This is a genomic window from Paraburkholderia phenoliruptrix (assembly GCF_019511605.1).
In the GTDB taxonomy this organism is placed as follows: Bacteria; Pseudomonadota; Gammaproteobacteria; order Burkholderiales; family Burkholderiaceae; genus Paraburkholderia; species Paraburkholderia phenoliruptrix_A.
The window spans coordinates 153,825-179,795 of record NZ_JAEUAV010000001.1 but is presented as its reverse complement, the minus strand read 5'-3'; the positions used below and the strand labels follow the sequence as shown (position 1 = coordinate 179,795).

19 protein-coding genes are annotated in these 25,971 nt (G+C 64.4%); 11 read left to right on the top strand and 8 right to left on the bottom strand.

Going from position 1 to position 25,971, the window contains the following annotated elements:
* Positions 1-12: 12 nt before the first annotated feature.
* A complete protein-coding gene (locus JNB89_RS00745) occupies positions 13-2,778 on the bottom strand; it encodes a mechanosensitive ion channel family protein (RefSeq protein ID WP_220360879.1) in 2,766 nt (921 codons plus the stop codon).
* A 568-nt stretch (positions 2,779-3,346) separates the two neighbouring features.
* On the bottom strand, positions 3,347-4,849 hold the full coding sequence (locus JNB89_RS00740; protein ID WP_220360878.1) for a sigma-54-dependent transcriptional regulator: 1,503 nt from the start codon (positions 4,847-4,849) through the stop codon (positions 3,347-3,349).
* 1,411 nt (positions 4,850-6,260) lie between these two features.
* On the opposite strand from JNB89_RS00740, the gene JNB89_RS00735 reads away from it, so the two are divergent.
* The 4 genes from JNB89_RS00735 to JNB89_RS00720 all read left to right on the top strand — a co-directional run bounded on the left by JNB89_RS00735 (position 6,261) and on the right by JNB89_RS00720 (position 9,725).
* Positions 6,261-6,569 carry a hypothetical protein gene (locus JNB89_RS00735; RefSeq protein WP_220360877.1) on the top strand — a complete coding sequence of 103 codons (309 nt, stop codon included), beginning with the start codon at positions 6,261-6,263 and terminating at the stop codon, positions 6,567-6,569.
* Between the two features lie 155 nt (positions 6,570-6,724).
* Positions 6,725-8,173, top strand: coding sequence for a nicotinate phosphoribosyltransferase (locus tag JNB89_RS00730; RefSeq protein WP_220360876.1), 1,449 nt, complete (start codon positions 6,725-6,727; stop codon positions 8,171-8,173).
* Positions 8,174-8,288: 115 nt separating this feature from the next.
* Positions 8,289-8,768, top strand: coding sequence for a nuclear transport factor 2 family protein (locus tag JNB89_RS00725; RefSeq protein ID WP_220360875.1), 480 nt, complete (start codon positions 8,289-8,291; stop codon positions 8,766-8,768).
* 54 nt (positions 8,769-8,822) lie between these two features.
* Positions 8,823-9,725: a 2OG-Fe(II) oxygenase gene (locus tag JNB89_RS00720; protein ID WP_220360874.1), complete on the top strand. Its 903-nt coding sequence runs from the start codon at positions 8,823-8,825 to the stop codon at positions 9,723-9,725.
* A gap of 62 nt (positions 9,726-9,787) precedes the next feature.
* Here JNB89_RS00720 and JNB89_RS00715 read toward each other — a convergent pair whose 3' ends face one another.
* The 3 genes from JNB89_RS00715 to JNB89_RS00705 form a co-directional block, all read right to left on the bottom strand.
* Complete coding sequence (locus JNB89_RS00715) at positions 9,788-10,225, bottom strand: GNAT family N-acetyltransferase (protein WP_220360873.1); 438 nt, start codon at positions 10,223-10,225, stop codon at positions 9,788-9,790.
* A 28-nt stretch (positions 10,226-10,253) separates the two neighbouring features.
* Complete coding sequence (locus tag JNB89_RS00710; RefSeq protein ID WP_220360872.1) at positions 10,254-11,693, bottom strand: MFS transporter; 1,440 nt, start codon at positions 11,691-11,693, stop codon at positions 10,254-10,256.
* 539 nt (positions 11,694-12,232) lie between these two features.
* Positions 12,233-13,114: an isocitrate lyase/PEP mutase family protein gene (locus tag JNB89_RS00705; protein ID WP_013341241.1), complete on the bottom strand. Its 882-nt coding sequence runs from the start codon at positions 13,112-13,114 to the stop codon at positions 12,233-12,235.
* Between the two features lie 220 nt (positions 13,115-13,334).
* Between JNB89_RS00705 and prpR the strand changes: the two genes are divergently transcribed.
* From prpR to ahpF, 3 genes are all read left to right on the top strand, one after another.
* Positions 13,335-15,443, top strand: coding sequence for a propionate catabolism operon regulatory protein PrpR (prpR, locus tag JNB89_RS00700; RefSeq protein WP_220360871.1), 2,109 nt, complete (start codon positions 13,335-13,337; stop codon positions 15,441-15,443).
* A gap of 156 nt (positions 15,444-15,599) precedes the next feature.
* Positions 15,600-16,163 (top strand): alkyl hydroperoxide reductase subunit C, encoded by a 564-nt coding sequence (gene ahpC / locus JNB89_RS00695; RefSeq protein ID WP_013341239.1) that lies wholly within the window; start codon positions 15,600-15,602, stop codon positions 16,161-16,163.
* 195 nt (positions 16,164-16,358) lie between these two features.
* A complete protein-coding gene (ahpF, locus tag JNB89_RS00690) occupies positions 16,359-17,951 on the top strand; it encodes an alkyl hydroperoxide reductase subunit F (protein ID WP_135892053.1) in 1,593 nt (530 codons plus the stop codon).
* 219 nt (positions 17,952-18,170) lie between these two features.
* Here the strand turns inward: ahpF and JNB89_RS00685 are convergent, their stop codons facing one another.
* Positions 18,171-18,896: a pirin family protein gene (locus tag JNB89_RS00685; RefSeq protein ID WP_013341237.1), complete on the bottom strand. Its 726-nt coding sequence runs from the start codon at positions 18,894-18,896 to the stop codon at positions 18,171-18,173.
* Positions 18,897-19,072: 176 nt separating this feature from the next.
* Here JNB89_RS00685 and JNB89_RS00680 point away from each other — a divergent pair, with 176 nt between their 5' ends.
* Positions 19,073-19,963 (top strand): LysR family transcriptional regulator, encoded by an 891-nt coding sequence (locus JNB89_RS00680; RefSeq protein WP_220360870.1) that lies wholly within the window; start codon positions 19,073-19,075, stop codon positions 19,961-19,963.
* 61 nt (positions 19,964-20,024) lie between these two features.
* Here JNB89_RS00680 and JNB89_RS00675 read toward each other — a convergent pair whose 3' ends face one another.
* Positions 20,025-21,041, bottom strand: coding sequence for a 1-aminocyclopropane-1-carboxylate deaminase (locus JNB89_RS00675; RefSeq protein ID WP_220360869.1), 1,017 nt, complete (start codon positions 21,039-21,041; stop codon positions 20,025-20,027).
* 149 nt (positions 21,042-21,190) lie between these two features.
* On the opposite strand from JNB89_RS00675, the gene JNB89_RS00670 reads away from it, so the two are divergent.
* The 3 genes from JNB89_RS00670 to JNB89_RS00660 all read left to right on the top strand — a co-directional run bounded on the left by JNB89_RS00670 (position 21,191) and on the right by JNB89_RS00660 (position 23,934).
* Positions 21,191-21,730, top strand: coding sequence for an Lrp/AsnC family transcriptional regulator (locus JNB89_RS00670; protein ID WP_220361249.1), 540 nt, complete (start codon positions 21,191-21,193; stop codon positions 21,728-21,730).
* A 171-nt stretch (positions 21,731-21,901) separates the two neighbouring features.
* Positions 21,902-22,654 carry a peptide-methionine (S)-S-oxide reductase MsrA gene (gene msrA, locus JNB89_RS00665; RefSeq protein WP_220360868.1) on the top strand — a complete coding sequence of 251 codons (753 nt, stop codon included), beginning with the start codon at positions 21,902-21,904 and terminating at the stop codon, positions 22,652-22,654.
* A gap of 383 nt (positions 22,655-23,037) precedes the next feature.
* Positions 23,038-23,934 carry a MipA/OmpV family protein gene (locus tag JNB89_RS00660; protein WP_220360867.1) on the top strand — a complete coding sequence of 299 codons (897 nt, stop codon included), beginning with the start codon at positions 23,038-23,040 and terminating at the stop codon, positions 23,932-23,934.
* A gap of 71 nt (positions 23,935-24,005) precedes the next feature.
* On the opposite strand, the gene treF is transcribed toward JNB89_RS00660, so the two are convergent.
* On the bottom strand, positions 24,006-25,859 hold the full coding sequence (gene treF, locus JNB89_RS00655; protein WP_220360866.1) for an alpha,alpha-trehalase TreF: 1,854 nt from the start codon (positions 25,857-25,859) through the stop codon (positions 24,006-24,008).
* Positions 25,860-25,971: the final 112 nt, after the last annotated feature.

Sequence of the window (25,971 nt, the reverse complement as noted above, 5' to 3'; positions counted from 1 at the left end):
ATGCGCCGAGCGTCATTCATGCGGCGAGGCCTGTCCAGGATTGGCGGGCGTGCCCGGGCCGCCTGCGGGTTTGGGGTCCACCGGAATCTGATCCTGCACCGGCGCGTCGCCTTTCGAAGCGCCATCGGAAGAAGCGCCGTCGGCGGACGAACGGGCTGATGGCGCCTGGGTTGCTCCTGCCGCTTCTGGTGTCGCTTCTGATGTCGTTTGTGGCGGCCGCTGCGACTCCTGCTCAGGCGGCTCGGCCGCTTCGACGCGTGGCGCAACGCTTTGCGGGTCCCACGTCAGCAGGTTGCGCTGCGGGTTTGCGATTTCGATGCCGCGTTCGCGGAACTGGTCGAGAATGCGCCGGTTGAATTCACGCTGCACGCCCCAGCGCGCCGAGTCGCGGCATTGCATCTGGCCGGCGAGCGTCACCGCCGAGCCGTCCACTGCGTCGACACCCCAGAAGCTGAAGTCGGACAGAATGCCGTCCTTGAACTTGTCTTCCTCGCGCAGCGCGGCGCCGATTTCCTTGAGCGTTTCGATTGCCAGATCCACGTCCTGGCCGAACACGATGTTCACGCGCACCGCCGCATTGCCGATGCCGCGATTCGTATTGTTCACCGTCGACACGGAACTGAACGGCACGGTGAACAGCGAACCGTCGCTGCCGCGCAAGCGTACCGTGCGGATAGACAGATACTCGACGGTGCCGGACACGCCCGCAACCGTCACCCAGTCGCCCACCTGCATGGCGTTTTCCATCAACAGGAAAATGCCGGTAATGAAGTCCTGCACCAGCTTTTGCGAGCCGAAGCCAAGCGCCACGCCGAAGATACTCGCGCCCGCCAGCAGCGGCCCGATGTTCACGCCAAGCTCGCTCAGGCCGGTCAGCACGACAACGAGCGCGATGGCGCAAAAGAGTGCGGTACGCAGCATCGGCAGCAGCGTGCGCAGACGCGCGGCGCGCACGAGATCGCCGCTCGTGGTCCAGCGCTCGAGGCGCCGTTCCACCGACACGTTCACGCTTTCCCACACGAGCAGCGCGATCACGGCCGCCACGCCAATGGTGACGAGAGCCGACGCGAGCCGGTGACCGATGCTGCCGTCGCGGAACAGCTCGCCGACATCGACGCCCCACACCGCCAGCAACGCCAGCGCGGTCGCGATGCCGATAATCCACGAGACCACCCGCCGCAGCAGCGGGTAGTAGCGGTACGCGTGCTGGTGCACGAGCGACTGGTCGGCGTCTTCGCGGCCGTTGAAAAGCCGCGCCAGTCCGCCGAAAATCACGATGGCGAGCACGCGCGCGCCCACCAGCACCGCGAGCGACATGCCGCCCAACTGCAGCAACGCGTGGTAGCCGTTTTGCACGTCGAGCGCCCAGATGAACCACAGCGCCATCACCACGAACACCGCAAGCCATGCCCATGCGTCGGCGAGCGCATTGCCGGCCAGTTCGAGCGACTTACGCGCGGCGGCGCGCTGCCGGATCAGCTCGCCCACGGGTTTCGCGCATTGCAGGATCAGGATGGAGAGCATCACATGGCCGGCGAGCGCGACGACCTTCATCAACGCGAGGTGCGCGGCCTCGTTCAGGCCGAGCGACCTGGCAATTTCCGCCACCGCCGAACCGACGCCGATCACGCTGACAATGCGGATCACCCAGCGATGCACGAAGACGGACCACGCATCGCTCATGCGCAACAGACGCAGACGCGGCGCGGCCGGCTGCAGGAAGAAACCGCTGACGATCACAACCAGCCGGCACAGCACATAAATGTCGACGAGCGAGTCGAGTGCGCGGTCTTGCGGGGTGTTGTCGTCGGTAAAGAGCGACATGAGAGCGCTCGAGGCGCCGACGAACACGGCCAGCGGCACGAGCCGCAGCACCGTGACCAGCAGCGCGCGGGGCAGGCGCTGCAGGAGTGTCCAGTGGTGCGTCGCGTTCTGCTTGCCTTTCGCCTCGGCGGCCTTGCCGGTGGCGGCGGACGGCGCGGGCGTGGGAGTCACCGGCGGCTCGCCGGTGGCGGGCGTCGCTGCCGAGCTCGCTGCGGCTGCCGCTGTGGCCTGCTTTGCGGCTGCCTCAGCTTCCGCGTTGGCCCGCGCCTCGGCGACCGGCGGAGCAGGCAAGGGCGGCGCGGCGTTCGGCGCGTCGGCAGGTTGGGGTACCACGTCGACCGGCAGGTCGGTGCGCGGCGCGTCCGTGAGGTCGCCATGTTCACGGCGCGCGGCGAGCGCGCGATAGGCGCGGCGCAACAGACGCCGCGCGAGCCATTCGAGCGCGAGCGCCGGCAACAGCGCGGCCAGCAACGACCACGCGACGTGCGCGAGGACGGAGCGGGCCTGCGGGCTGGTCAATTGCCAGTTCCACCACGCGCGCACCGACGCCACGTCGAGCAGGGCCGTCACCGAGTTGCGCAGCGACGTACCGAGATGCACGGCCCAGTGTGCGCCCTGCCGCGCGAGTTGCGAGGCCAGTCCATTGGACTTGAACGCGGCGGGCACGAGCGCGGCAGCGCCGCTTGCGGGGGCGGGGGCGGAGGCCGGCGCCGCGGTCGATGCCGGGGCGCTGAGCGCGCCGGCGGCGGCAATGGCCTGCAAGGTATCGGCAACCTGCGCGCGGCGCTTGGGGTCGTTGAGTACCGACAGTGCCTGGCGCGCCTGGTCCGGTGTCAGTGTGACGGCGGTGCCCGAGGCCGCCGACGCGGGCGTGGCCGGCGTCACCGCGGCAAGGACGGGCGGTGCGCCGAGAATGAGCAGAGCGACGAAGCAGGCGTGTAGTAGTTTGCGCATAAGGTATAAGACGGGCCGCGGGGTGCGACGGCATCGCAGGATGCAGGGGCCGGTCTGGCGATTTTCGGCTTGGCCTTGACCGACACGGCATGGGCGGCACAAGTTCCTGAGTCGTCAAGCTTGCGTCCTGCGGCGGGCCTTGCCGGGTCACGAATGCCCGCTCGCGAAAGGCGTGCGGCGCTGGCGAGAGGCGGTAGCAAGTTGCTTGCCTGTGCGTCGCGGGAGCGGTGAGGCTGGTGGCGAGCCGGGGGCGTCGGCTGCCATGAGGTGGGCCCGCGCAGAAAGATGTCGACTGGAAGCCGGGCTTGATGTGGGCGAACGCGCGTGGGTGGGCCGGGGGGCACAGCCCACAGCGGCGCCAACGGGTCCAACCGCGCTTTTTCCGATCATGCGCACACGCCGGCTCTGGGCGCCCGCCGCTCGGCCTGTCGAACTGCAATCCCGCACTCAGTCGCGTCTCGGCCCGCTGCGTGCAAGCGGCGCGGGCCACTGCCCCGCCGCTTGCCGAACCGAAACCGAAAACGCGCCGCAAACCGCAACGCGCTTCGCTCGCTGCGTTATAAGGACCCTACGCCGAGGCCGCCGACATCAACGATGGCGAGCGCCTCTCCGATTCGCCGTCGTCGTCCGCGTGCGGAGTGCGGTTCGAGCCACCGCTTGCACCGTTCGCACCGCTTGCACCGTTCCCGCCGCCGTTCGACCCATGCCCACCCGCGGGCTCCTGGTGTAGACGGTCCGCGTGCATGAGCCGGTACAGCGTGGCGCGAGAAATCCCAAGCTCGGCCGCCGCTTCCGACAACCTATAGCCATGCCGCTGCAGTGCATGTTCTATTGCGTCTTTTTCCGCCTTGCTGCGGATTTCCGCGAGCGTGACGGGCGGCCCGTTGTCCGTAGCGGGCAGGCCCAGGTCGCCTGCAGTGAGAAAACGACCCTCGCTCATCACCACGGCGCGGCGCACGCAGTTGATGAGTTCGCGCACATTGCCCGGCCACGCGTAGTTCGACATGGCGACGATCGCGTCGCTGGACAGCCCCCGCAGCTTGCGCGCGCCGTCCTGCCGGTACATGCCGAGCGCATAGTTCGCGAGCAGCCTGATGTCGCCGCCGCGCTCGCGCAGCGGCGGCTCGACAAGACGCAGCACGCACAACCGGTGATACAGGTCGGCGCGAAAGCGCCCGTCCTCCACGGCCTTGTCGAGGTCGACATGGGTCGCGGAAATAACGCGCACGTCGACGTGAATCGGGCCGTTGCCGCCTAGCCGCTCGATCGTGCCTTCCTGCAAGAAGCGCAGCAGCACGGCCTGGCATTCGTGCGGCATGTCGCCGATCTCGTCGAGAAACAGCGTGCCTTCATGCGCGCTTTCTATCCGGCCGATCTTGCGCTGAAGCGCGCCGGTGAACGCGCCGCGTTCATGCCCGAAGAGTTCCGCCTGCAGCAGGGTCGGCGGGATCGCCGCGCAATTGATCGCGACGAACTGGCGGCCGGCGCGCGGCGAACGCTCGTGGATGGCGCGTGCGGTCAGCTCCTTGCCCGTGCCCGATTCGCCGGCGATGAACACTGGCGCCTCCGTTGGGCCGCATTTGTCGATGCGCCGGTACAACTGCTGCATCGCCTCGCACTGACCGACCATGCCGTGTCGTCCGAGCGACGGTTCCGGCGCCACCTGCACATGCCGCAGCGCCGAGAGCCCATGCGCGTGGCCGAGCGCGAACACGAGCCGCTCGTTCAGCCACGGCCGCGTGACAAAGTCGAAGCAGTAATCGAGGATAAAGCGGCTGACCAGTTCGTTATCCGCCTGGCCCGGCGCGATTTGCGCGACCCAGTTGGTTTCCGGGCGGCGCATGCACGCGGCGAGCGCGGACAACTGCTGCGACGTGCAGTCTTCTGGCAGTTCGACGAGACCGACCTTGATGTTCTCGCGCTCTATCATGCGTTCCGCGCTTGCAGTCGTTTTCGCGTGAACAGCGTGCCAGCCCGACGCGGCGAGAAAGTCGGCGAGTTTCTGATCGGGCGAGTTCGATACGTAAAGAACGGTGCGTCCGATCTCCGCAGATGCGAAAGTCATTTCCATTACCCCCGATTCCGTGCTGGCTGAAGACTGCTGTTCGTCGTTGTTCATGACCGGCAAGGCCGCAAGGCCTCCGGATTAAGCGAGCCGGCCGGCCTGTGTGGTAGGTCCGGCGCGAAGCCCAATGCCAGCAGCGCGCTCTGTTGTGAGCGCGGCCAATGGCCGGTTCAACAGTCGACGTTCTAGCCGGGCAGGCGAGGTACGGCGCGAGCCGCGAGGTGCCGCATGTCTGCGACAGGCGGGAGCATGATTGATGTTGCAACCGCCGCACTGTTCATCCCCGAATCACTTGTACCGCTTCTTGACCAGCACGCCATTTTTTATCGCGCTCTGTCCGGCGCGTGACTTAAACATAAGCGAAAGCGCTTTGGAATGCTATACAAACAAATCAGTAGCGGAAAAGTTTGTTGATTGATTCACGGTTATTCAGTAGTTGCCTGATATGGCGGACATTGCGCGGCTAATCACATGCCGTTTCAAATGCGTTGCGTCAAGCCCTGTTGTGAGGGTTGGAGTACGCAGCACGTGTACGAGCGTGACCCGCACATGCTCGCGCCATGAATGCTCATGTTTCACACCTGCAACAAAATCGACTTCATCCGTTTGCGGCCTATTCGCACCGTTTCAATGCACGGCGATAGCACAATATTGACCGGCGCATTCCCGCCAGGCGCGAAGGCATGCGGGGCTGCGGGATAGAACGCTTATACGATGCGCGAATTCCATGCGTTCAATCCGTATGTCGCGCACCTTTGCGAGGCCGCAGCGCGTCTCGTATACGAATCACTCGGCGTCACCTCATGCGGCGGCCGCCCGAGCGGTTGCCGCGCAATCTACGAGATGCCTTGTGCGACAGCACCTGCGCGCACATGGCATAACCATTGCAATAAGCAAGTCACAGCGAATGTGTTGCTGCCCGTCAGCCGAGGAATACGAGGCCGAAGCGAGGGGAAAGCCGGAACGATCGGCAGCAACAGAACGACTTCGTGGACGCGGCCGGGGAGCGCCAATGCGTCATACGAGGCTGCGGCGGGGCCATGACAGACGGACGTCCAACAACAAGGGCCGAACAACCGATGCGAAGCGGTGGTTCGTGAACCGACGACGCAAAGCTCTGACCTCGCCGGTTTTTTTCGTCTGTGAAGGGTGAAAGTGCTGGACATATAACGACAGGTACCTCGCGCGGCAACGTTTGCGCGAGCGACGTGCATACAAGGGAAAGGGGCAGCGTACGGTCTTGGCCAACCGGCGCGACGAAGCGGGGAGAAGGCCAGAGAGCCTCCATAGAGAGGCGGAGTTGCGAGTGGACCGGGCGCCGTGTTCGCGCATTCGCGTGAGCACGGCGGACCTGGAACGCTGCAACGGAGCCATCAGCAGATGAGCGTATCAGCGTGTCATTCGTACGGGGGATGTCATGAAAACGCAAATTTCCGGGCCGGCCTGCGCGCCGCGCCACGATCAATCAGCTACGTCAGTCACTCGGTCCGCGGCCAGGGCGCCGCGCCTGCGTTATCGGGCTCACGTCGGCGCAAAGCGCGCGTGGTTCTTCGCGGCGCCCGTGGATCTGACGGCACTCGTGATTGCCGAGGCCATCAAGCGCCGCGCACAGGCGGAGCTTCAACGGCCGGCATTGCGCGACGCATATGAGCTGCCTGTTCCGCACGAAAGGACCGACGCTCGCGATGCGAGCATCCGCCCGCCCGAATCCGGCGACGCCGACTGAAGACTGACGCCCGGCCGCGGGCAGGCCGCTCGCCGATCAGCGCGAGCGGCGCGAGCGGCGCATGGCCGCGCCCGGCAGTCGCCCGCCGCGCGCGGCATGCTCGTGGCATCATGTAAAGCCAGCCACTGTCAGCGAGCCGAGCGCGGAGTTTCTTCATGATCAACGAGTCCAGCGGTCCGGGCGGCGTGCGCGCGTTCCTTGCGAATCCCATCCTCAACACGGATTCGTACAAGGCGTCGCATTATCTGCAGTACCCGCCAGAAGCGTCGGCGATGTTCTCTTACATCGAATCGCGCGGCGGGCGCTACGACCGTACGCTCTTCTTCGGCCTGCAGATGCTCATCAAGGAGTATCTGTGCCGCCCCATTACGGCGTCGATGATCGACGAGGCCAAAGCGTTTTTCATCGCGCACGGCGAGCCGTTTAACGAAGCGGGCTGGCGTCATATCGTCGAGCATTACGGCGGTTATCTGCCGGTGCGTATTCGTGCGGTGCCCGAGGGGTCCGTGGTGCCCACGCACAATGCGCTGGTTACCGTGGAATGCGACGATCCGCAGGTGTTCTGGCTCGCTTCGTATCTGGAGACCATGCTGCTGCGCGTGTGGTATCCGGTCACGGTCGCGACGCAAAGCTGGCATCTGCGCCAGACCATTCGCGCGTATCTGCACAAGACCAGCGACGATCTCACGCAACTGCCGTTCAAGCTGCACGACTTCGGTGCGCGCGGCGTGTCGAGTGCCGAATCGGCGGCGATAGGCGGCGCCGCGCATCTGGTGAGCTTCATGGGATCGGACACGGTGCTCGGCGTGGTGGCTGCGAATCACTACTACAACGAGAGCATGGCCGCCTTTTCGGTGCCCGCCGCGGAACACAGCACGATCACGTCATGGGGACGCGAGCGCGAGACCGACGCGTATCGCAACATGATCGCGAAGTTTGCAAAGCCGGGCGCCATCGTTTCCGTCGTGTCGGACTCGTACGACCTGTTCGCTGCATTGAAGGTTTGGGGCACTGAACTGAGGCAGGCGGTGCTCGATTCCGGCGGCATGCTGGTGATTCGCCCGGATTCGGGCGATCCGCGCAGCATCGTCTTGCAGACACTGCACGCGCTCGAAGCGTCGTTTGGGTCCAGCGTGAACAGCAAGGGCTGGCGCGTGCTGCGCAATGTGCGTGTGATTCAGGGCGACGGCGTGAACGCGGACTCGCTGGAAGCCATTCTCGCCGCAATGGAGCACGCGGGTTTCGCGGCGGATAACATCGTGTTCGGTATGGGCGGGGCGCTATTGCAACAGATCAATCGCGACACACAGCGCTTTGCGATGAAGTGTTCGGCGATCCGCCTCGGCGACCAATGGCATGACGTTTCGAAAGACCCGGTGACCGACGCCAGCAAGCGCTCGATGAAAGGCCGGCTCACGCTGCTCGTGAATCGCCGCACGGGCGAGTACCGCACGGCAACGCTGCCGCTCGCGCCACACGAACACACCGGCGCTGCAAATGCCGAGTGGCAGGACGCGATGGCAACGGTATTCGATTCCGGCAAACTGCTGGTCGACGTTTCGCTCGCCGAGATCCGCGATCGCGCTCATGCGCATGAGGGCTAGCCTGCGCGGCTTCAGGGACACGCGCGCCGATTCGATACAATCCGCGTTCCCACACGCCTGAAGCCGCGGACCTGCTCAGCGGCTCGCATCACGGCAAACCGAGCTACGAGAACAAATGAGACATCCGAACATCGAACTGATCGAGCGCTTCTATACGGCGTTCCAGCGGCGCGACGCCGACACCATGATCGCCTGCTACGCCGACGACGTCGTATTCAGCGATCCCGCATTCGGCGAACTGCACGGCGACGAAGTGCGCGACATGTGGCGCATGCTCGTCACGCGCGCGCAGGATTTCACGCTGACCTTCGACAGCGTGGAAGCCGACGATCACGCCGGCCGCGCGCACTGGACAGCGGGCTATGTGTTCAGTCAGACGGGCCGGCCGGTGGTGAACCAGATCGACGCACGCTTTGCGTTTCGCGACGGACTGATCGTCGAGCATCGCGACAGTTTCGATTTGTGGGCGTGGCTGCGCCAGGCACTCGGCGCGCGGGGCGCGCTGCTCGGATGGTCGCCGCTCGTGCAGCGCTCCATCCGCGCGCGGGCGCGCAAAGGGCTCGCCATTTATCGGCGCCAGGACCATCAGAGCTGAACGGAGGCGCTGGCCCATGCACTATGCTTGTTCTATCCAACAGCGGGGAAAGGTATGCCGGTAGTGGATGCCGCATGGCAGGAATGGCTGCGCACCAACGCAGCACGCGGCTGCACGATGGAGTCGATGATCGAGGCCATGGTGCAGGCCGGTTTTGCCTCCGACGCGGCCGGCGAAGCGGTGCGCGGCGCATTCGGCGCGACTGCGTTGGACGCGTTGCCCCTGGCGGCGTCTGCGGGCGGCGTTCAAGCCGCCTTGCCGCAGGAGCTGCAAGGCTCGCAGAACGCGCAGGCAGCGTACGAATACGACCCAGGCCCCGTCGCGCGCGGCAATACGATTCGCGCGTTCGACCGCGACGTGCAGGTGTTGATGCGCTGTGAACGGCCGCAGGTAATCGTATTCGGCAACGTGCTTTCGCCGGACGAGTGCGCCGAGATGATCGAGCGTTCGCGGCATCGGCTCAAACGCTCGACCATCGTCGATCCGGCGACCGGCCGCGAAGATGTGATCCGCAACCGCACCAGCGAAGGCATCTGGTATCAGCGCGGAGAAGACGCGTTGATCGAGCGGCTCGACCAGCGGATCGCCAGCCTGATGAACTGGCCGCTCGAGAATGGCGAAGGCTTGCAAATCCTTCACTATGGCCCGAGCGGCGAATACCGGCCGCATTTCGACTATTTCCCGCCCGACCAGCCCGGCAGCGCGGTGCACACCGCGCGCGGCGGCCAACGCGTGGCGACGCTCGTCGTCTATCTGAACGACGTGCCTGAGGGCGGCGAAACCATCTTTCCCGAAGCGGGCTTGTCGGTAGCGGCGCAGCAGGGCGGCGCCGTGTATTTCCGCTACATGAACGGCCGGCGTCAACTCGATCCGCTGACCTTGCACGGCGGCGCGCCGGTGCTCTCCGGCGACAAGTGGATCATGACGAAGTGGGTGCGCGAGCGCCCATACGTCTGACCAACGCCGCGGCGCGCGTTGCGGCCCGCGTTGGTGCGCGTGTCGTGGCCGCGCCGGGGCGGTCAGGCGCTGGTGTAGACGTCGGGGTTGTGCACTTCCATGAAAAGCGCGGGGTTCGACAAAGCCTTGAAGCCATGCGGCCGGTAGACGTGATGCGCGTCGGTTGTCGCCAGCATGATTCTTCTGAGACCTTGCAGCGAGTCGCTCGCAAGCAACTGCGTCAGCAACGCGTGCGCATAACCTTTGCCGCGATGCTCCGGCAGCACGAAGACATCGCACAGGTAGGCAAAGGTCGCATGGTCGGTGACGACGCGCGCGAACGCCACCTGCCTGCCGTCGACATAACCGCCAAAACATAGCGACCCCGCGATCGCGCGTTCCAGCGTTTCGCGCGGCATGCCCTTCGCCCATGGCGTCTGCTGCGAGAGGAACGCGTGCACGATGTCGAGGTCAAGCTCGCTGTTGTCGCTCGAGATTTTCAGATCATTGGAAGTCGTCACTTTGTCTCCTGCTGTCTGCTGGTTTGGCTCAGCCCTTCGCGGGATCTTCTGCGCCCCGCGAGCCGCCGCCGATGCTTTGGCCCGCGTCGCGTGAAAGACCCATGTAGCCAATCACCGACAGCAGCGTCAGCACGCCTGCGAGCAGGAAAGCGAGCCGGAAGTCGTCGAGCGTGAAGGCGTGGCCCGAGGTCTCGCCGTTGAAGAACGCAGCCGCACGCAGCGACACCGCGCCGAACGCAATGCCGAGCCCGATTGTCATTTGCGCGGCGGCGCTCCATAGCGTGCTGGCCGCGCTCATCTGCGGCTGGGCTACGTCGGCGTAGGCGAGCGTGGCGAGCGTCGAGAACTGCATGGAGCGCGCGACGCCGTACACGAACACCACGATCAGCACGAGCGCAAGCGGAACCTCAGGCGTAAGCAGACCGCACGCGATGATGAAGATGCCCGCCACCGTCACGTCGACAATCGACACCATGCGAAAGCCGAAGCGCTGCAGGATGCGCGTGGTCAGCGCCTTCATACCCAGATTGCCGAGCGCGCTCGCGAGCAGCAGCAGCCCTGACTTGAACGCAGACAGCCCAAAGCCGACCTGAAACAGCAGCGGCATCAGATAAGGCACGGCGCCAATGCCGATGCGTGTAAACGAGCCCGTCACCACGGTCACGGAAAAGGTTGGAATCTTCAGCGTGGAGACGTCGATGAGCGGATGCGGATGCCGCTTCGCGTGCTGGAACGCGACCACGCCGACCAGCAGGCCCGCCGCGATGATCGCGCCCGCCACCCACGGATTCTCGGCTGGCTGGCTCGCCAGTTCGGCGCCGTACAGGATCGCCGTGAGCGCGGTGCCGCTCAGCAGGAGGCCCACCACGTCGAGCGGCCTGCGTTCGCTGCCGCGCAGGTTCGGCACCATGGCCAGCGCCACGGCCATGGCCGCGAGGCCGAACGGCACGTTGAGCAGGAAGATCCAGCGCCACGACGCGTAGGTCGTGATGAAGCCGCCTATCGGCGGGCCGACCACGGGCGCGGCGATGGCCGGCCAGGTGATGGTGGAAATGGCCTGCATCATGCGCGACTTCTCGGTGCTGCGAACCACGATCAGCCGGCCCACCGGCACCATCATCGCCCCGCCGATGCCTTGCAGCAGACGCGCGGCGGTGAACTCGGCGACGTTCTGCGAGAGTCCGCACAAGATCGAAGCCACCGTGAACACGCCGATTGCGCTGAAGAACACGGTGCGCGAGCCGCAGCGGTCGGCCACCCAGCCGCTCGCGGGAATGAAGATCGCCAGCGCCAGCATGTAGGCCGTCATGCCGAGGCTGATGCTGTTCGGCCCCACGCCGAACGAGTGCGCCATCTGCGGCAGCGCGGTCGCGATCACCGTGGTGTCGAGATATTCCATGAAAAACGTGGCCGCGACGATGTAGGGCAGCCAGCCCACGTGCTTGTGAGGCGCGTGCGTCGCGCTCATCGCGTGGCTCCGGGGAGGTTGCGGGGGACCGCGCGTCGGAGCGCGCCGGGAGCGTGCGGGCCACGCTCGCACGCCGGGCGGGGCAAGAGCGATGTGATGGGCTTCATTTTATTGACTACCTTTCTCGAATGCGTGTTGGTGCCGTGCAGGTCAGCCGGGCCTGCGGGAGCCGCTGCGACTGGCGCAACCGTGCCGATCACGCCGCGCGGCGCGTGGTCCCCGCGGTCCCCGTGGTCCCCGTTGTCCCCGTCGTGCGGCGACATGGCAAGGCCATGTCCGCGCCTCGACCTTGTCGACATGGGCTGCGGGAGCCGCCTCTGCATACTGTGCGTACCTGCGGCACCCGTCGCCGCTGCAGCTGGGCGCGGTACTCGCCGGGTTTACGGGCCGGCCCTGAATCCTAGCGCAATCGGGCTAATCGGGCTTGCCGTATCGGCGAGCCATGCAAGGCGGCTGTGAGTTCGCAGCCGATTCTCGCGGCAGCACGGTGCATGCCGTGCCGGGTGCGACGGCCACACGTTTCGAGCAATACGCGCCGCTCAGTCTTTCGCCGCGTATTCGCGGTCGAGCCGGTCGTACAGCGGCTTGTTGACCAGACGCTGGCGCTCGCTGAACGGCGCGACCAGCGACGCGTCTTCGTCGAGGCGGCCATTGGTCTTGAGCGTGCCGAGCGCGCGCTGCATGCCGAGCACCGCGCCTTGTAGCGCCGCATTGGCGTAAAGCACGATGCCGTAGCCGAGCTTCGCCAGCGCCTCGCGCGACTGCACCGGCGTTTTGCCGCCGATCACGATGTTGATCAGCTGCGGCTTGTCGAACAGCGACGGCAGGCGTTCGATGTCGGCGAGCGATTCGGTCGCCTCGATGAACAGGATGTCGGCGCCCGCCTCGATGAAGCGATGGCCGCGCTCGATCGCGTCTTCTATGCCGTGGACGGCCGCGGCGTCGGTGCGCGCCATGATCTGCAGATTGCCGTCCTCGCGGGCGTCGACGGCCGCGCGGATCTTGCCGACCATCTCGCTCGTGCTGATCACTTCCTTACCCGAAAAGTGACCGCACTTCTTCGGCATGATCTGGTCTTCGAACTGGATCACGTCCGCGCCGCTGCGCTCCAGCACGCGCACGGTCTGGCGTACGTTCAACGCGTTGCCGAAGCCTGTGTCGGCGTCCACGATCAGCGGCAGTGCGACCGCGTCGCGAATCCGCGCGGTGTGCTCCGCGACCTCGGCAAGACCGATGAAGCCGAGGTCGGGCAAGCCGAGCGACATGTTCGTGACGCCCGCGCCCGTGATGTAGACAGCCTCAAAGCCGGCGTCCTCGATCACGCGGGCGCTCATCGCGTTGAACGCGCCGGGCACCAGCAGGCCCTCGCGTTGGTTGACCTTCGCACGGAAGGCGGCGCGGCGGGTGGCGGAAGTGCTCATGACGGTTTCTCCGGAAAGTTGACGAGTGGTAGAAGTGGCCTGTAGGGCAGAAACTGTGCCATTGCTGGCACATACGCGTTTCTCGCGTCCCATCAAGGACTTGCGATACGTCGCGGGACCAGAGCGTTTCATGGCAGAATTCGCGAACGTTCCACTGAGTGTTTCATGGAACGTTTCAGATGCGTCCATTGCCGCCCTCAGCGGTTACCGGGAGTTCGCCGTGTCCACTTTTGCACCGTCCTTCAGCAACGCGGACCGCGGCCGGCCGGGTGTCGCTCTCGTCAGTATCAGCCGCCTGCAGTCGCTTTGCGAGACTATCGCGCCGCGCTACGCCGAGCGCGCCAGATTTTTTCCGGTGCGCGAAGGTTACGGCGCCGCCGTCACGGCGCTGCAGCGCTACGTGGATGCGGGTTCCGTCGACGTGGTTCTGGCGGCCGGCTCCAACGGCGCCTATTTGCGCGACCACCTGAGCGTGCCGGTCGTCATGGTCAAGGTGAACGGCTTCGACGTGTTGAGCGCGATCACGCACGCCACCAGTACGTGGCCCGGCGCGCCGATTGGCCTCGTGCTGCATGAAACCGTCGCGCACGAACTAGCCCAACTGGATGGCTGGCTGAACGTGCGCCTGACCCAGCGCGCGTACCGCTCGGCCGACGAGGTCAGAACCGCCGTGAACAACCTTGCCGATGCGGGCTGCCGCGTCATTATCGGCCCCGGCATGGCCTGTGATCTGGCGCAGCAGGCGGGGCTCGCGAGCGTGTTCCTCTATTCGCTCGGCGCGGTGGAAGAAGCGTTCGAGCGTTCGGTCGAACTTGCGCGCGTGAGCCGGCAAAAGGAATCGAAGCGGGTGCGCCTGAACACGATCGTCGCGCATTTGCGCGACGGCGTAGCCGCGTTCGACGACGCCGGCCAGCTCGAAGCCGTCAATCCGGCGATGCTCGACCTGCTGGGTCTGCAGCGCGAGCGCGACGTGTCCGCGGGGCTCGTGCGAACGGTCGGCCCGTGGCTGCGCGAAGCGTTGGAACGCGGCGGCGCCGTCGACGAACGCATCCAGCAGATCGGCGAACGCTCGCTGATTGTCAATTGCGTGCCGATTCTCGAGCAGGGCGTGCGTTCCGGCTCCGTCGTGACGGTGCAGGACGCGCTCGTCGCGCAGCGGATCGACCGCTCGCTGCGCACCAGCCAGCGGCCGAAGCATCTGGTGGCCCGGCACCGGCTGGAGGATCTGGTCGGCGAGTCGGCGGCTCTGCAACGCGTGCGGCGGCTCGCGCGCGCAGCGGCGGCGCACGACGTCACCGTTCTGCTGAGCGGCGAGAGCGGCACCGGCAAGGAGCTGGTCGCCCAAGGCATTCACAACGCGAGCCGGCGGCGCGGCAATCCGTTCGTCGCGTTCAATTGTGCGGCGCTGCCCGAAGGCTTGATCGAAAGCGAGCTGTTCGGCCATGAAGAGGGTGCGTTCACCGGCGCGCGGCGCGGCGGCAAGCCGGGCCTGTTCGAGATTGCCCATACAGGCACCATTTTCCTCGACGAAATCGGCGAGATGCCCGCCGCATTGCAAAGCCGGCTCTTGCGCGTGCTGCAGGAGCGCGAGGTCATGAAGCTCGGCTCGGGCCGCGCGACGCCGGTGGATGTGCGGGTGATCGCCGCCACGCATCGCGACCTGCATGCGCTCGTCGAGCAGGGCGCGTTTCGCGCGGACCTGTATTTCCGTCTGAATCTGCTTCAGATAGAATTGCCGCCGCTGCGCGAGCGGCGCGCCGACGCGGTTGCGCTGGCTCGCCACTTGTTAAGCCGCAGTGCGCTGCAATATAAGTTGTCGGACGCGGCGCACGAGCGGGTGCTCGCGTTTCTGGCGCCGCTCTTCGACGGTTATGCGTGGCCTGGCAATGTGCGGGAGCTGGAAAACCTGCTGGCGCGCGCGGCGATTTACCTGGACGCCGCCGGAGGCGACGCAGCCGCCGCTGACGGCGCTGTGCGCACTGACGACGACAGCGGCGCCGATCTGCGGGCGCTTTTCCCCGAGTTCGAGCGCATGACGCGGGCTGAAGGGCGCCACACGCTGGCGAATACTGCCGCTGACGAAGCGGTGGCCACGCGGCTCAACGCGCCGCCGGTTGCAGCCGTGACCGGACCTGTGCCCGTGGCCTCGCGTCAAGCCGCACTGACGGCAACTGGCTCTGCCGCCTCCGTACCGCGCGCCGCTCCGAGCCGCCAACAGGTACTGAGCGCACTGGAGCAGTGCCAAGGCAACCGGGCGGCGGCCAGCCGGATGCTTGGGATAGGCCGGACCACGCTCTGGCGGCTTCTCAAGGCAGACGGGAACCGATAGCCTAAAGGGTCGATAGGCGAGAGGGTCCGATAGCCCAAAGGGTCGAATCGGATAGATTCAATCTATCAACAGAATTAAAACAATCCACTTTACCTATTAAGCGCAGTCTGACATACTGACTCCACTTTCCAACCACTCAGAAAGAGGACTCAGCAAATGCCGATCATCAACAGTCAAGTCAAACCGTTCAAGGCACAGGCTTATCACAACGGCGATTTCGTGACCGTCACTGAAGAAAGCCTGAAGGGCAAGTGGTCGGTTTTCGTTTTCTATCCGGCCGACTTCACGTTTGTGTGCCCGACCGAACTGGGTGACCTGGCCGATCGCTACGCCGATTTCCAGAAGCTCGGCGTGGAAATCTACAGCGTGTCGACCGATACGCACTTCACGCACAAGGCCTGGCACGACACGTCGGACACGATCCAGAAGATCAAGTACCCGATGCTGGCCGACCCGACGCTGGCTATCTCGCGCAACTTCGACGTGCTGATCGAAGAAGAAGGTCTGGCACTGCGCGGCACGTTCGTGATCAACCCGGAAGGCGAGATCAAGCTGTGCGAAATTCACGACAACGGCATTGGCCGTGACGCCGGCGAACTGCTGCGCAAGGTTCAGGCTGCGCAATACATCGCGGCTCACCCGGGTGAAGTGTGCCCCGCCAAGTGGACGCCGGGCGCAGAAACGCTGACGCCGTCGCTCGACCTGATCGGCAAGATCTAAGGTTTCACAGGCCTGGAAGCGTCGGTCAGCTTCAAGGCAATCTGCTTTACAGCTTCAGGCAGTAGCGCCTTCGCGGCGCATCAAACGTGCGGTCCGCTTCATGCAGCGGTTCGCACGTCCCCGGGCCGCACGCGTCCTACCGGCACGCGTGCGGCGCCGGGAACCCAACACCCATCGTCACGGAATCGAATAGCCATGCTTGATGCCAATCTCAAGACTCAGTTGAAAACGTACCTCGAAAAGGTTAGCAGGCCTATCGAGATCGTCGCGTCGCTGGACGACAGCGCGAAATCGCAAGAGCTGCTGGCATTGCTGAACGATATCGCGACGTTGTCGGAACGCGTGAGCGTGGTGGAGCGTCGCGACGACAGCGAACGCAAGCCGTCGTTTTCGATCGGCGAGCCGGGCAAGGACATCGGCATCCGCTTCGCTGGCATTCCGATGGGGCATGAATTCACGTCGCTCGTGCTGGCATTGCTGCAGGTGGGCGGCCATCCGGTCAAACTCGACGACGCGGTAATCGAACAGATCCGCAGTCTCGACGGCGACTATCAATTCGAAACGTATTTCTCGCTGTCGTGCCAGAACTGCCCGGAAGTCGTGCAGGCGCTCAATGTGATGGCGCTCATCAACCCGCGCATTCGTCACGTGGCAATTGACGGCGCGCTGTTCCAGAACGAAGTCGAAGCGCGCCAGATCATGGCTGTGCCGACCATGTTCCTGAACGGCGAAGTGTTCGGCCAGGGCCGCAGCGGCGTGAAGGAAATTCTCGCGAAGCTTGATACCAACGCCGGTGCGCGTGCCGCGAAAGAACTGGAAAAGAAGCCGGTGTTCGACACGCTCATCGTCGGCGGCGGGCCTGCTGGTGCGGCGGCGGCAATCTATTCGGCGCGCAAGGGCATTGTCACCGGCGTGGTGGCGGAACGCTTCGGCGGCCAGGTGCTCGACACGCTCGCCATCGAAAACTTTGTGTCGGTCACCGAAACGGAAGGCCCAAAGTTCGCCACGGCGCTCGAGCAACACGTGAAGACGTACGAAGTCGACATCATGGACGTGCAGCGCGCCGAAGCGTTGATTCCCGGCCGCATCAACGAGGTGCGTCTTGCGAACGGCGCGGTGCTGAAAGCGAAGACGATCATTCTCGCAACCGGTGCGCGCTGGCGCGAAATCAACGTGCCGGGCGAGCGCGAGTATCGCAATCACGGCGTGGCGTACTGCCCGCACTGCGACGGGCCGCTCTTCAAGGGCAAGCGCGTCGCGGTGATCGGCGGCGGCAACTCGGGCGTGGAGGCCGCAATCGACCTCGCGGGTATTGTGAGCGAAGTGACGCTGTTCGAATTCGGCGCCAACCTGCGTGCGGACGAAGTGTTGCAACGCAAGCTGCGCAGCCTCGCCAACGTCACGATCGTCACGCAGGCGCAGACCACCGAAATCACCGGCGACGGCAAGAAGGTGAACGGGCTCGTCTACAAAGACCTGCGTTCGGGCGAAGTGAAGAAGGTGGAACTGGAAGGCGTATTCGTGCAGATCGGTCTGGTGCCGAACACCGAGTGGCTCAAGGGCACGGTCGAGTTGTCGAAGCACGGCGAGATTGTCGTCGACGCACGCGGCGCGACGTCGGTGCCGGGCGTGTTCGCCGCAGGCGACGTGACCACGGTGCCGTTCAAGCAGATCGTGATTGCAGTGGGCGAGGGCGCGAAGGCATCGCTCAGCGCGTTCGATCACCTGATCCGCAACAGCGAAGAAACCGAAGCGGTCAGCGAGGTGGAAGCGGAAGCGGCGGTTTGACGATCACCCGCAACCAGTAGCGAACAACGGCGGCCCGCGGGCCGCCGTTTTCATTTGCTGATCGAGCAGCAGTCATACGGTGCTCATGACATCCCGGGTAGAAGTACGGGAACGTTGCACCGGTATCAGCCATCAGGCAACACGCGCGTGTAAAAAAGCCGCCCGGCGCAAACCGGGCGGCTCTCAACTACGAATGAGCTTATGACGCGGTAGCACCGCTCAAGCCCACAACTCCGACACCTCGATGTTGCGCAGGTCGAACACCAGCACCTCGGCGTCGTGACCTTGCGTGAAGGTCAGCGCTTCTTCGCCGCGCACGCGTGCGCCGTCGCCTTCGCCGAGTTCGACGCCGTTCACCGTCACGCTGCCGCGCGCGACGTGCACATACGCGTAGCGGTTGCTAGCCAGCTCGAGTCGCGCCGTTTCGTCGCCGTTGAAGAGCCCGGCATAAACGCGGGCGTCCTGCTGCAACGTCAGAGAACCGTTCGCACCGTCCGGCGACAGAACGAGGCGCAGCACGCCGCGCTTGTCCTGCTCGCTGAAATGCTGTTGCTGATAGCGCGGTGCCGTGCCCTTTTGCGCCGGCGCGATCCAGATTTGCAGAAAGTGCACCGGTTCGCTCTTCGAATGGTTGTACTCGCTGTGCGCAACGCCGGTTCCCGCGCTCATCAACTGAATGTCGCCGGGCACGATCACGGAGCCGGTGCCCATCGTGTCCTTATGTTCCAGTGCGCCCTCCAGCACGTACGAAAAGATTTCCATATCGCGATGCGGGTGCTTGCCGAAGCCTTGGGCCGGCGCGACACGGTCGTCGTTGATGACGAGCAGGTCGGAGAAGCCATTCTGCTTCGGATCGTGGTAATGCGCGAACGAAAACGTGTGACGCGAGCTAAGCCAGCCGTGCTCCGCGCGGCCACGTTGATTGGCATGTCTGATTTCGAGCATTTTTTCTCCTGTGGAGGCACGCTTGACGCGTCGCGCTCCTCGTTGGATGCAACTTTCGTTGCGGGGTGATCGGCACTAACGTTGTCTGCGATCCGTGAATTGAAGTTTAGGTCAACTGGAGTGGGTATAATTGCCAACAAACCGGAAAGACTGTCTTATTTAAGTGGACAATGCCGATGCAACTGGACGACATGCGCATCTTCGTGGCGACTGTCGACGCCCATAACTTCACGGCCGCCGCAAGGCGCATGTCGCTGTCGAAGCAATTCGTCAGCCGCCGCGTCATGGCGTTGGAAGAAGCGCTCGGCGTGCCGCTTCTCGTGCGCAATACGCGCAAGCTCGCCGTCACTGAACTCGGCCAGGAGTTCTACGAGCGCGCCAGGCGCATTCTGAGCGAGGTGGAGGAGGCCGAGCAGGCCATGTCGCTGCGGCGCGCGGGCCCGCGCGGGCTGCTGAGGGTGAGCGCGCCGATGTCGTTCGGCATGACGCATCTGTCGCCTCTCGTCGCGGACTTCTTGCGCGAGCACCGCGACGTGCGGTTCGACATGGAATTGAGCGATCGCACTGTCGACGTGGTCGGCGAGGGCTTCGACATGGCGGTGCGGATCGGCGTCCTGCCGGATTCCACGCTGATCGCGCAGAAACTCGTAGACGTGAATTTCGTCGCATGCTGCAGCCCGGGGTATCTGCGGCGCCGCGGCAGGCCCGCGACGCCTGCGGACCTCGCGGGCCATTCATGCCTGCTCTACGGGCACGGGGGCGTGGTGACCTGGGAGTTTGCCGTGAACGGCGCAATGAAGAGCTTTGAAGTGCACGGGCCGCTGCGCGCCAACAATGGCGATCTGATTCGCGACGCCGCGGTAGCCGGGTTGGGAATAGTTCGGCTTCCTCATTTTATTGTTACCGACGCACTGCGGGACGGCCGGCTCGTCACGGTGCTCGACGATTTCATGCCGGGCTCGACCGGCGTGTATGCGGTATATCCGCAGCATCGGCAGAGCTCGCTGACCATCCGCGCTTTCGTGGACTTCTTGCGCAAGCACCTGAAAAAACGCCTGACGGTATGAGCGTGAGAGCCTCGCGGCCCGAGCGTCAAAGAGGCGCCTGGGCCGTTGTATTACCGTGTGCTCAGCCGTCGCGGAAAATAAAACTGTAGCCGTTCAAGGCGGGCACGCCGCCAAGATGCGCATAGAGCACGCGCGAGCCTTGCGGAAACTCGCCGTTGCGCACCATCTCGATCATACCGTGCATCGACTTGCCTTCGTACACCGGATCGGTCAGCACCCCTTCAAGGCGCGCGCACAAGCGGATCGCCTCCAGCGTGCCTGCATTGGGCAGGCCATATTCCGGGCCGCCGAAGCGCTCGTCCAGCACCACGTCCTTTTGCGTGATGTCCCGCCCGAGGCCCACTTTCTCCGCAGTTTGCCGGGCGATTCGCGTGATCTGCTCGCGGGTCTGCGCGGGCTTGGCCGATGCGTCGATGCCGATCACCCGATCCGCACGACCGTCGGCGGCAAAGCCCACCACCATGCCGGCTTGCGTGCTGCCCGTCACCGAACACACCACGATATAGTCGAATTTGAAGCCGAGCTCTGCCTCCTGCTGGCGCACTTCCTCGGCAAAGCCGACAAAGCCGAGGCCGCCTAGCGGATGGTCCGAGCAGCCGGCAGGAATCGCGTAAGGCTTGCCGCCCGCGGCGCGCACGCTTTCGAGCGCGTCTTCCCAGCTTTTGCGAAAGCCTATGTCAAAGCCGTCCGGGACGAGGCGCACATCGGCGCCCAGTATGCGCGACATCTGAATGTTACCGACGCGGTCGTACACCGCGTCCGAATAGTTGACCCAGTTTTCCTGCACCAGCACGCACTTCATGCCGAGATGCGCGGCGACCGCCGCGACCTGGCGCGTCTGATTCGACTGAATGCCGCCAATCGACACCAGCGTGTCGCAGCCTTGCGCAAGCGCCTCGGGAATCAGGTATTCGAGCTTGCGAGTCTTGTTGCCGCCGAACGCAAAGCCGCTGTTGCAGTCCTCCCGCTTCGCATACAACTGCACGTTGCCGCCCAGGTGATCGCTCAAGCGCTTGAGCGGCTGGATGGGTGTCGGTCCAAAAGTGAGCGGGTAGCGGGGAAAGCGTTGCAGGTTCATGGCATCTCCATGGTCGATGTGGGGCGCGGGCAGGGGCGGCCGCGTTCAACACATGGTAGGAAAAACGGTGAGAAATGAGCTTGCGAAGAAAATGCTTCGGACGTAATTTGCGTAATATGTACACCAATCCCGGTCCTGTTTATTTCTCTATGAAGCCTTCGGACAAAACAAAAGTGCGTGGGGCATCGGCAACCCCGGCTGCCGCTCGCGGCGCTGAATCCGCCTCTCTCGAGTCGTTGGACCGCATCGACCGCGCGATCCTGCGCCAGTTGCAAACGGACGCGTCCATCTCCAACGTCGCCCTCGCGGCCAAAGTCAAACTTAGTGCACCGGCGTGCCTGCGGCGGGTGGAGCGTTTGAAGGAATCGGGCCTGATTCGCGGCGTGGTCGCGTTGATCGACCCGAAGTCGGCGGGTGCGGGCATGCTGGTAATCATCGGCGTGGTGCTCGACCGCTCGACGCCGGAGTCGTTTGCCGACTTCGAAAAAGCCGCGCAGAAAGTGCCCGGCTGCATGGAGTGCCACGTCGTAACGGGCGAGTTCGATTACTTCATGACCATTCGCACGCGCGACAGCGACAGCTTCAACCGTCTGCACGCCGAGCAGTTGCTGTATTTACCGGGCGTACGGCAGATCCGCTCGTTCATGGTGCTCAAGGAAATTCTCTCGACCACGCGCTTTCCGCTGTGACATCCTGCTGCGCACGTTGCACCGGCCAGCGCGAAGTGAAACGCAAAGCAAACGCAAAGCGGAAAAGTCGCGCATGCTGTCATGACTGGGGCGTTCGCACGACCAACGTCTGGGGCCGTTCGCCACGGCAAACGGTATCGCTCTCATCAAGATGCAATCAGGACGGACATCATGAATATCGGCAAGCGTATCGACAGCAGGCACCGCGGCTCGCGCTCGGCGCGCCGCCTTCCCGGCGGCGTGGGCGCAGTTGCGCTGCTACTCGGGCTCTTTCTCGCGCAACGCGTCGCGTTTTCGGCGGAGCAGGCAGTGCCAATTGCGCCGCCCGCACTGGACGAGCCGGTGGCAGCGGCATCCGCTCACGAAGAGAGCGCGGTGTTCGCGGGCGGCTGCTTCTGGGGCGTGCAGGGCGTGTTCCAGCATGTGCGAGGCGTGAAGCAGGCTGTCTCCGGCTATTCGGGCGGCGGGCGCGAGACCGCGCATTACGAAACGGTAAGCGGCGGCGCCACTGGCCACGCGGAGGCGGTGCAGGTCGCGTTCGATCCGGCTCAGGTCACCTACGGGCAGTTGCTCCAGGTGTACTTTTCTGTGATTCACGACCCGACTCAACTCGATCGTCAAGGGCCAGACAGCGGCCCGCAATACCGGTCGGCGGTGTTCCCGTTGAACGACACGCAGCGGCGCGTCGCGCAAAGCTATATCGCGCAGCTCGATAAAGCGCAGGCCTTTCCGGCGCCCATCGTGACGAAGGTAGAGGCGTTCAAGGGCTTTTATCCGGCCGAGTTCTATCACCAGAATTACCTGACGCAGCACCCCAACTCCGCCTACATCGCGCTCAATGACATGCCCAAGGTCGCCAACCTGAAGCGGCTATTCCCCAATTTGTACCGCGACAAGGCGGTGCTCGTTCCGCAAGCGCAGTAAATCCGCCAGCTTTTGCGGCAATCGCCTTTGACCCGAGGCGTATCGCACGGCGAAGCTCGCTTGGCTGCCGTGGGAGGTGCTCTAGGAAGCGCTATATCGAGCGATGGAGGCCCGCCTCGACGCCGTAGGCCCGTATTTTGCACTAGCAGGTCCGTCGGCAAAACTTGCTTTTCTTATGTCCCGACGAATACCGCTGTGCATGGCCTGGTGCATTGCCGCAAGCCAACGGGGAGCAGCTGGCGCTTTGCCGTGCAACGCATGTCGTAGCTGAAAAAATTACATGCTGCGCGTAGTAACGCGGCGCTCGCCCATTGTCTGCGCGAGACGCCGGAAGCACGCGAGAAACGTAACCCTCATCGCGATAAGCGAGATCGGAGGCATTGGTGTTGAACAGCCGTAGAAAGTGGATCGGGAAGATCCGCAATAAACAAACAGGCATCGCGGCGACTTCCTTGACGGCGCTCGCTGTTGGCGGCATCGCCGCTCTACCGGGGACGGCGCTCGCGCAAACCCCTTCGCCGCTGGGCGAATGGCAGTACTCGGTCGGCATCCCGCTGCAGAAGATGTGGCAGCCGACCGTTCCCGACTGGCAGTTGCGCATTGGCGCTGCCACTTCGTTTCAGCCGCGCTATGAAGGCTCGGACCGCTATCACCTGATGGCTGGACCAAGCGTCGACGTGCGCTATAAGGATCTGTTCTTCTTCTCGAGCGGCGAAGGTCTGGGGGTCAACTTCGCACAAGGGCAGAACTGGCGCGCGAGCCTCGCAGCGGTCTACGACCTGGGGCGGCGCGGCCACGACGATCCACAGGAGCTGAACGGGCTTGGCAACATCAACCCCGCACCTGGCCTCAAGCTGTCGGGTGAATACGTGGTCTCAAAGGACTTTCCGCTGGTATTGCGCGCGGACGTGCGCCGCTATTTTGGCGGCTCCAACGGATGGATCGGCGATTTAGGCGCGTATATGCCCATGCCCGGCAGCTCGAAGAAGTTCTTCTGGTTCGCGGGTCCGAACGTAACGCTCGCCGACTCCACTTATATGAATAGCTGGTTTGGCGTCAACCAGAACCAGGCGGCGCGTTCCGGGTATCGGCAATATCACGCAAGCGCAGGCTTCAAGTCGGTAGGCTTCGGCATTAGCGCCGTGTGGCTGTTCGACAAGCACTGGTTTGCCACTGCCGACGGCGCGTTCCAGCAGCTCGTCGGCAGTGCGGGGAATAGTCCGATCACGCACCGCAAGGCCAACGGTGTGGCCGACATATCCATCAACTACCGGTTCTGAGCGGGGCATCACGCGAGGCGCAATCGCCCCGGTTACGCAAAGAGTGCGCAGCGCTTGCGTAACCGCGGCGATTACGGATTCACGCGCATGCCTTGCAGCCGGTGCGTATTTTTCGGTGCGGCTGCGGCAGACGCTGCAGCCGCCGAGACGCCCGCTGGGCCTGCGGGAATATCGCTCGGGCGCGAACTGCTGACGGCTTGCGGATAAAGCGCGAGCAACGTGCGCAACACGCCGTTGGTCCAGCCGAACCCGTCCTGCAACGGATATTCGCCGCCGCCCGCGGCCACGCCGGGCGCAGCGGCTTCCACATCGTATTTCTCGACCAGCTTTCCGGTGTGCTGGTAGTAGGAGACGTTGGTTCTGATCCAGCGCGTTGCGATGGTTTGCGCGAGCGCAGCTTCGCTGTAGCGGCGCAAGCCGATCACCGCGAGATATTGCAGCGGCGCCCAGCCGTTCGGCGCGTCCCACTGCTGGCCGCTTGCGACCCGCGTCGTAACGAGGCCGCCAGGGCGCAGCATTTCACGCTGCAAGGTCACCGCGACGGCCTTTGCCTGCTGCCGGCTCGCCACCCCCGTATAGAGCGGATAAACCGTTGCGGCAGTCAGCTTGTGTGTGAGCGTGCGATGCACGAAGTCGTAGTCGCCGAAGGCCTGCAATTGCGGGTCCCACAGCACACGGCGAATGGTGTCTGCGCGCGTTGCGGCTCGCTGCGCCATGTTCTCTGCGTGCGTGACGTCGCCGCGCATGCGGTACGCCTTGGCAAGCGCGCGCTCCAGATCCACCAGCAGGCAATTCAGGTCCACCGGCGCGAGCGATGTGACGTCGACGGTGGCGAGCGTCTTGCCGTCGGCGAACCAGCGTGAGCTGAAATCCCAGCCTGTTTCGCCGCCCGCGCGCAGATTGCGCCACAGGTCTTCTGGATTGCGCTGCGGCGTTTGCTGCGAGCTGGCCACGTCTTCGCGATACGACTCGTCGCGCGGCGCCGCTCGCTCGTCCCAGTAGCGGTTGAGCAGCGTGCCGTCCGCGAGGCGCACGACATGGCGGCTCGCGTGGCCGGCGGCAAGGCCCTCGCTGCCGTTCATCCAGTATGCGTACTCGCGTCGCAACTGCGGCAGGTATTGCGCATACACGGCGTCGCCGTCCTTGTCGGCCACGAGCCGCACCATCTGCGCAAAGAACGGCGGCTGTGAGCGGCTCAGGTAGTAGGTGCGGTTGCCGTTGGGAATGTGGCCATAACGATCGATCAGGGCTGCGAAGTTCTTCAGGGCATCGACCACCATGGCGTGGCGCCCGCTCGCTTCGAGTCCGAGCATGATGAAGTACGAGTCCCAGTAGTAGATTTCGTCGAAGCGGTCGCCCGGCACGATGTACGGATCGGGCAGGGGCAGCAGCGACGACCAGCGGCTTGCAGTGGAGTCGGGCTCGCGCCGCAGCACGGTCCACAGCGTGTCGATATGGCTCACTACGTCCTGGTTCGGATCGGACACATAGCTCTTCGATTCCCTTGCAGGCAGCGCGAAGTTACGCTTGACGAAGTCGCCGAGATTGAAGCCCGGCTGCTGCTTCGCGCTCGTGTAATTCGCGGCGATCTGCGATGGCGGCTCGAGCGGCACCATGTCGGCGAAAGTCTTGCTGTCGGGAAAGAGGTGGGCCAGCTCAACGTCGCGATAGAGCTCAGGGTACTGCTCGGAGGGCGGCACGGGCACAACCGGGGACGCCTGCGCAGGCGGTTCTACATGCAGCGCGACCTGGGTGATGGCGCCGCTGTTAGTTGTCGCAGCGTCATTTTGCGGCTGGGTGCCAGGGGCAATAGCAGCGGCGCTCGCGAAACACGCATGCAGTACGAGCGCGGCAACGAGCGCATTGCAAAGTCGCAGACCGCGCAAACGGCGCAGACGGGTGACAGCGTAGGCGTTATCGGTCATCGGTTGAACAGGTCGGGAAGGGATGATTGGCTTGCGTTGTCCGCATGATTGACCGCAGCCGGTCGGCCAAAGTTGCGTGCGTGCTTCGCGCCTTGTGCGGTGAGGCAAAACG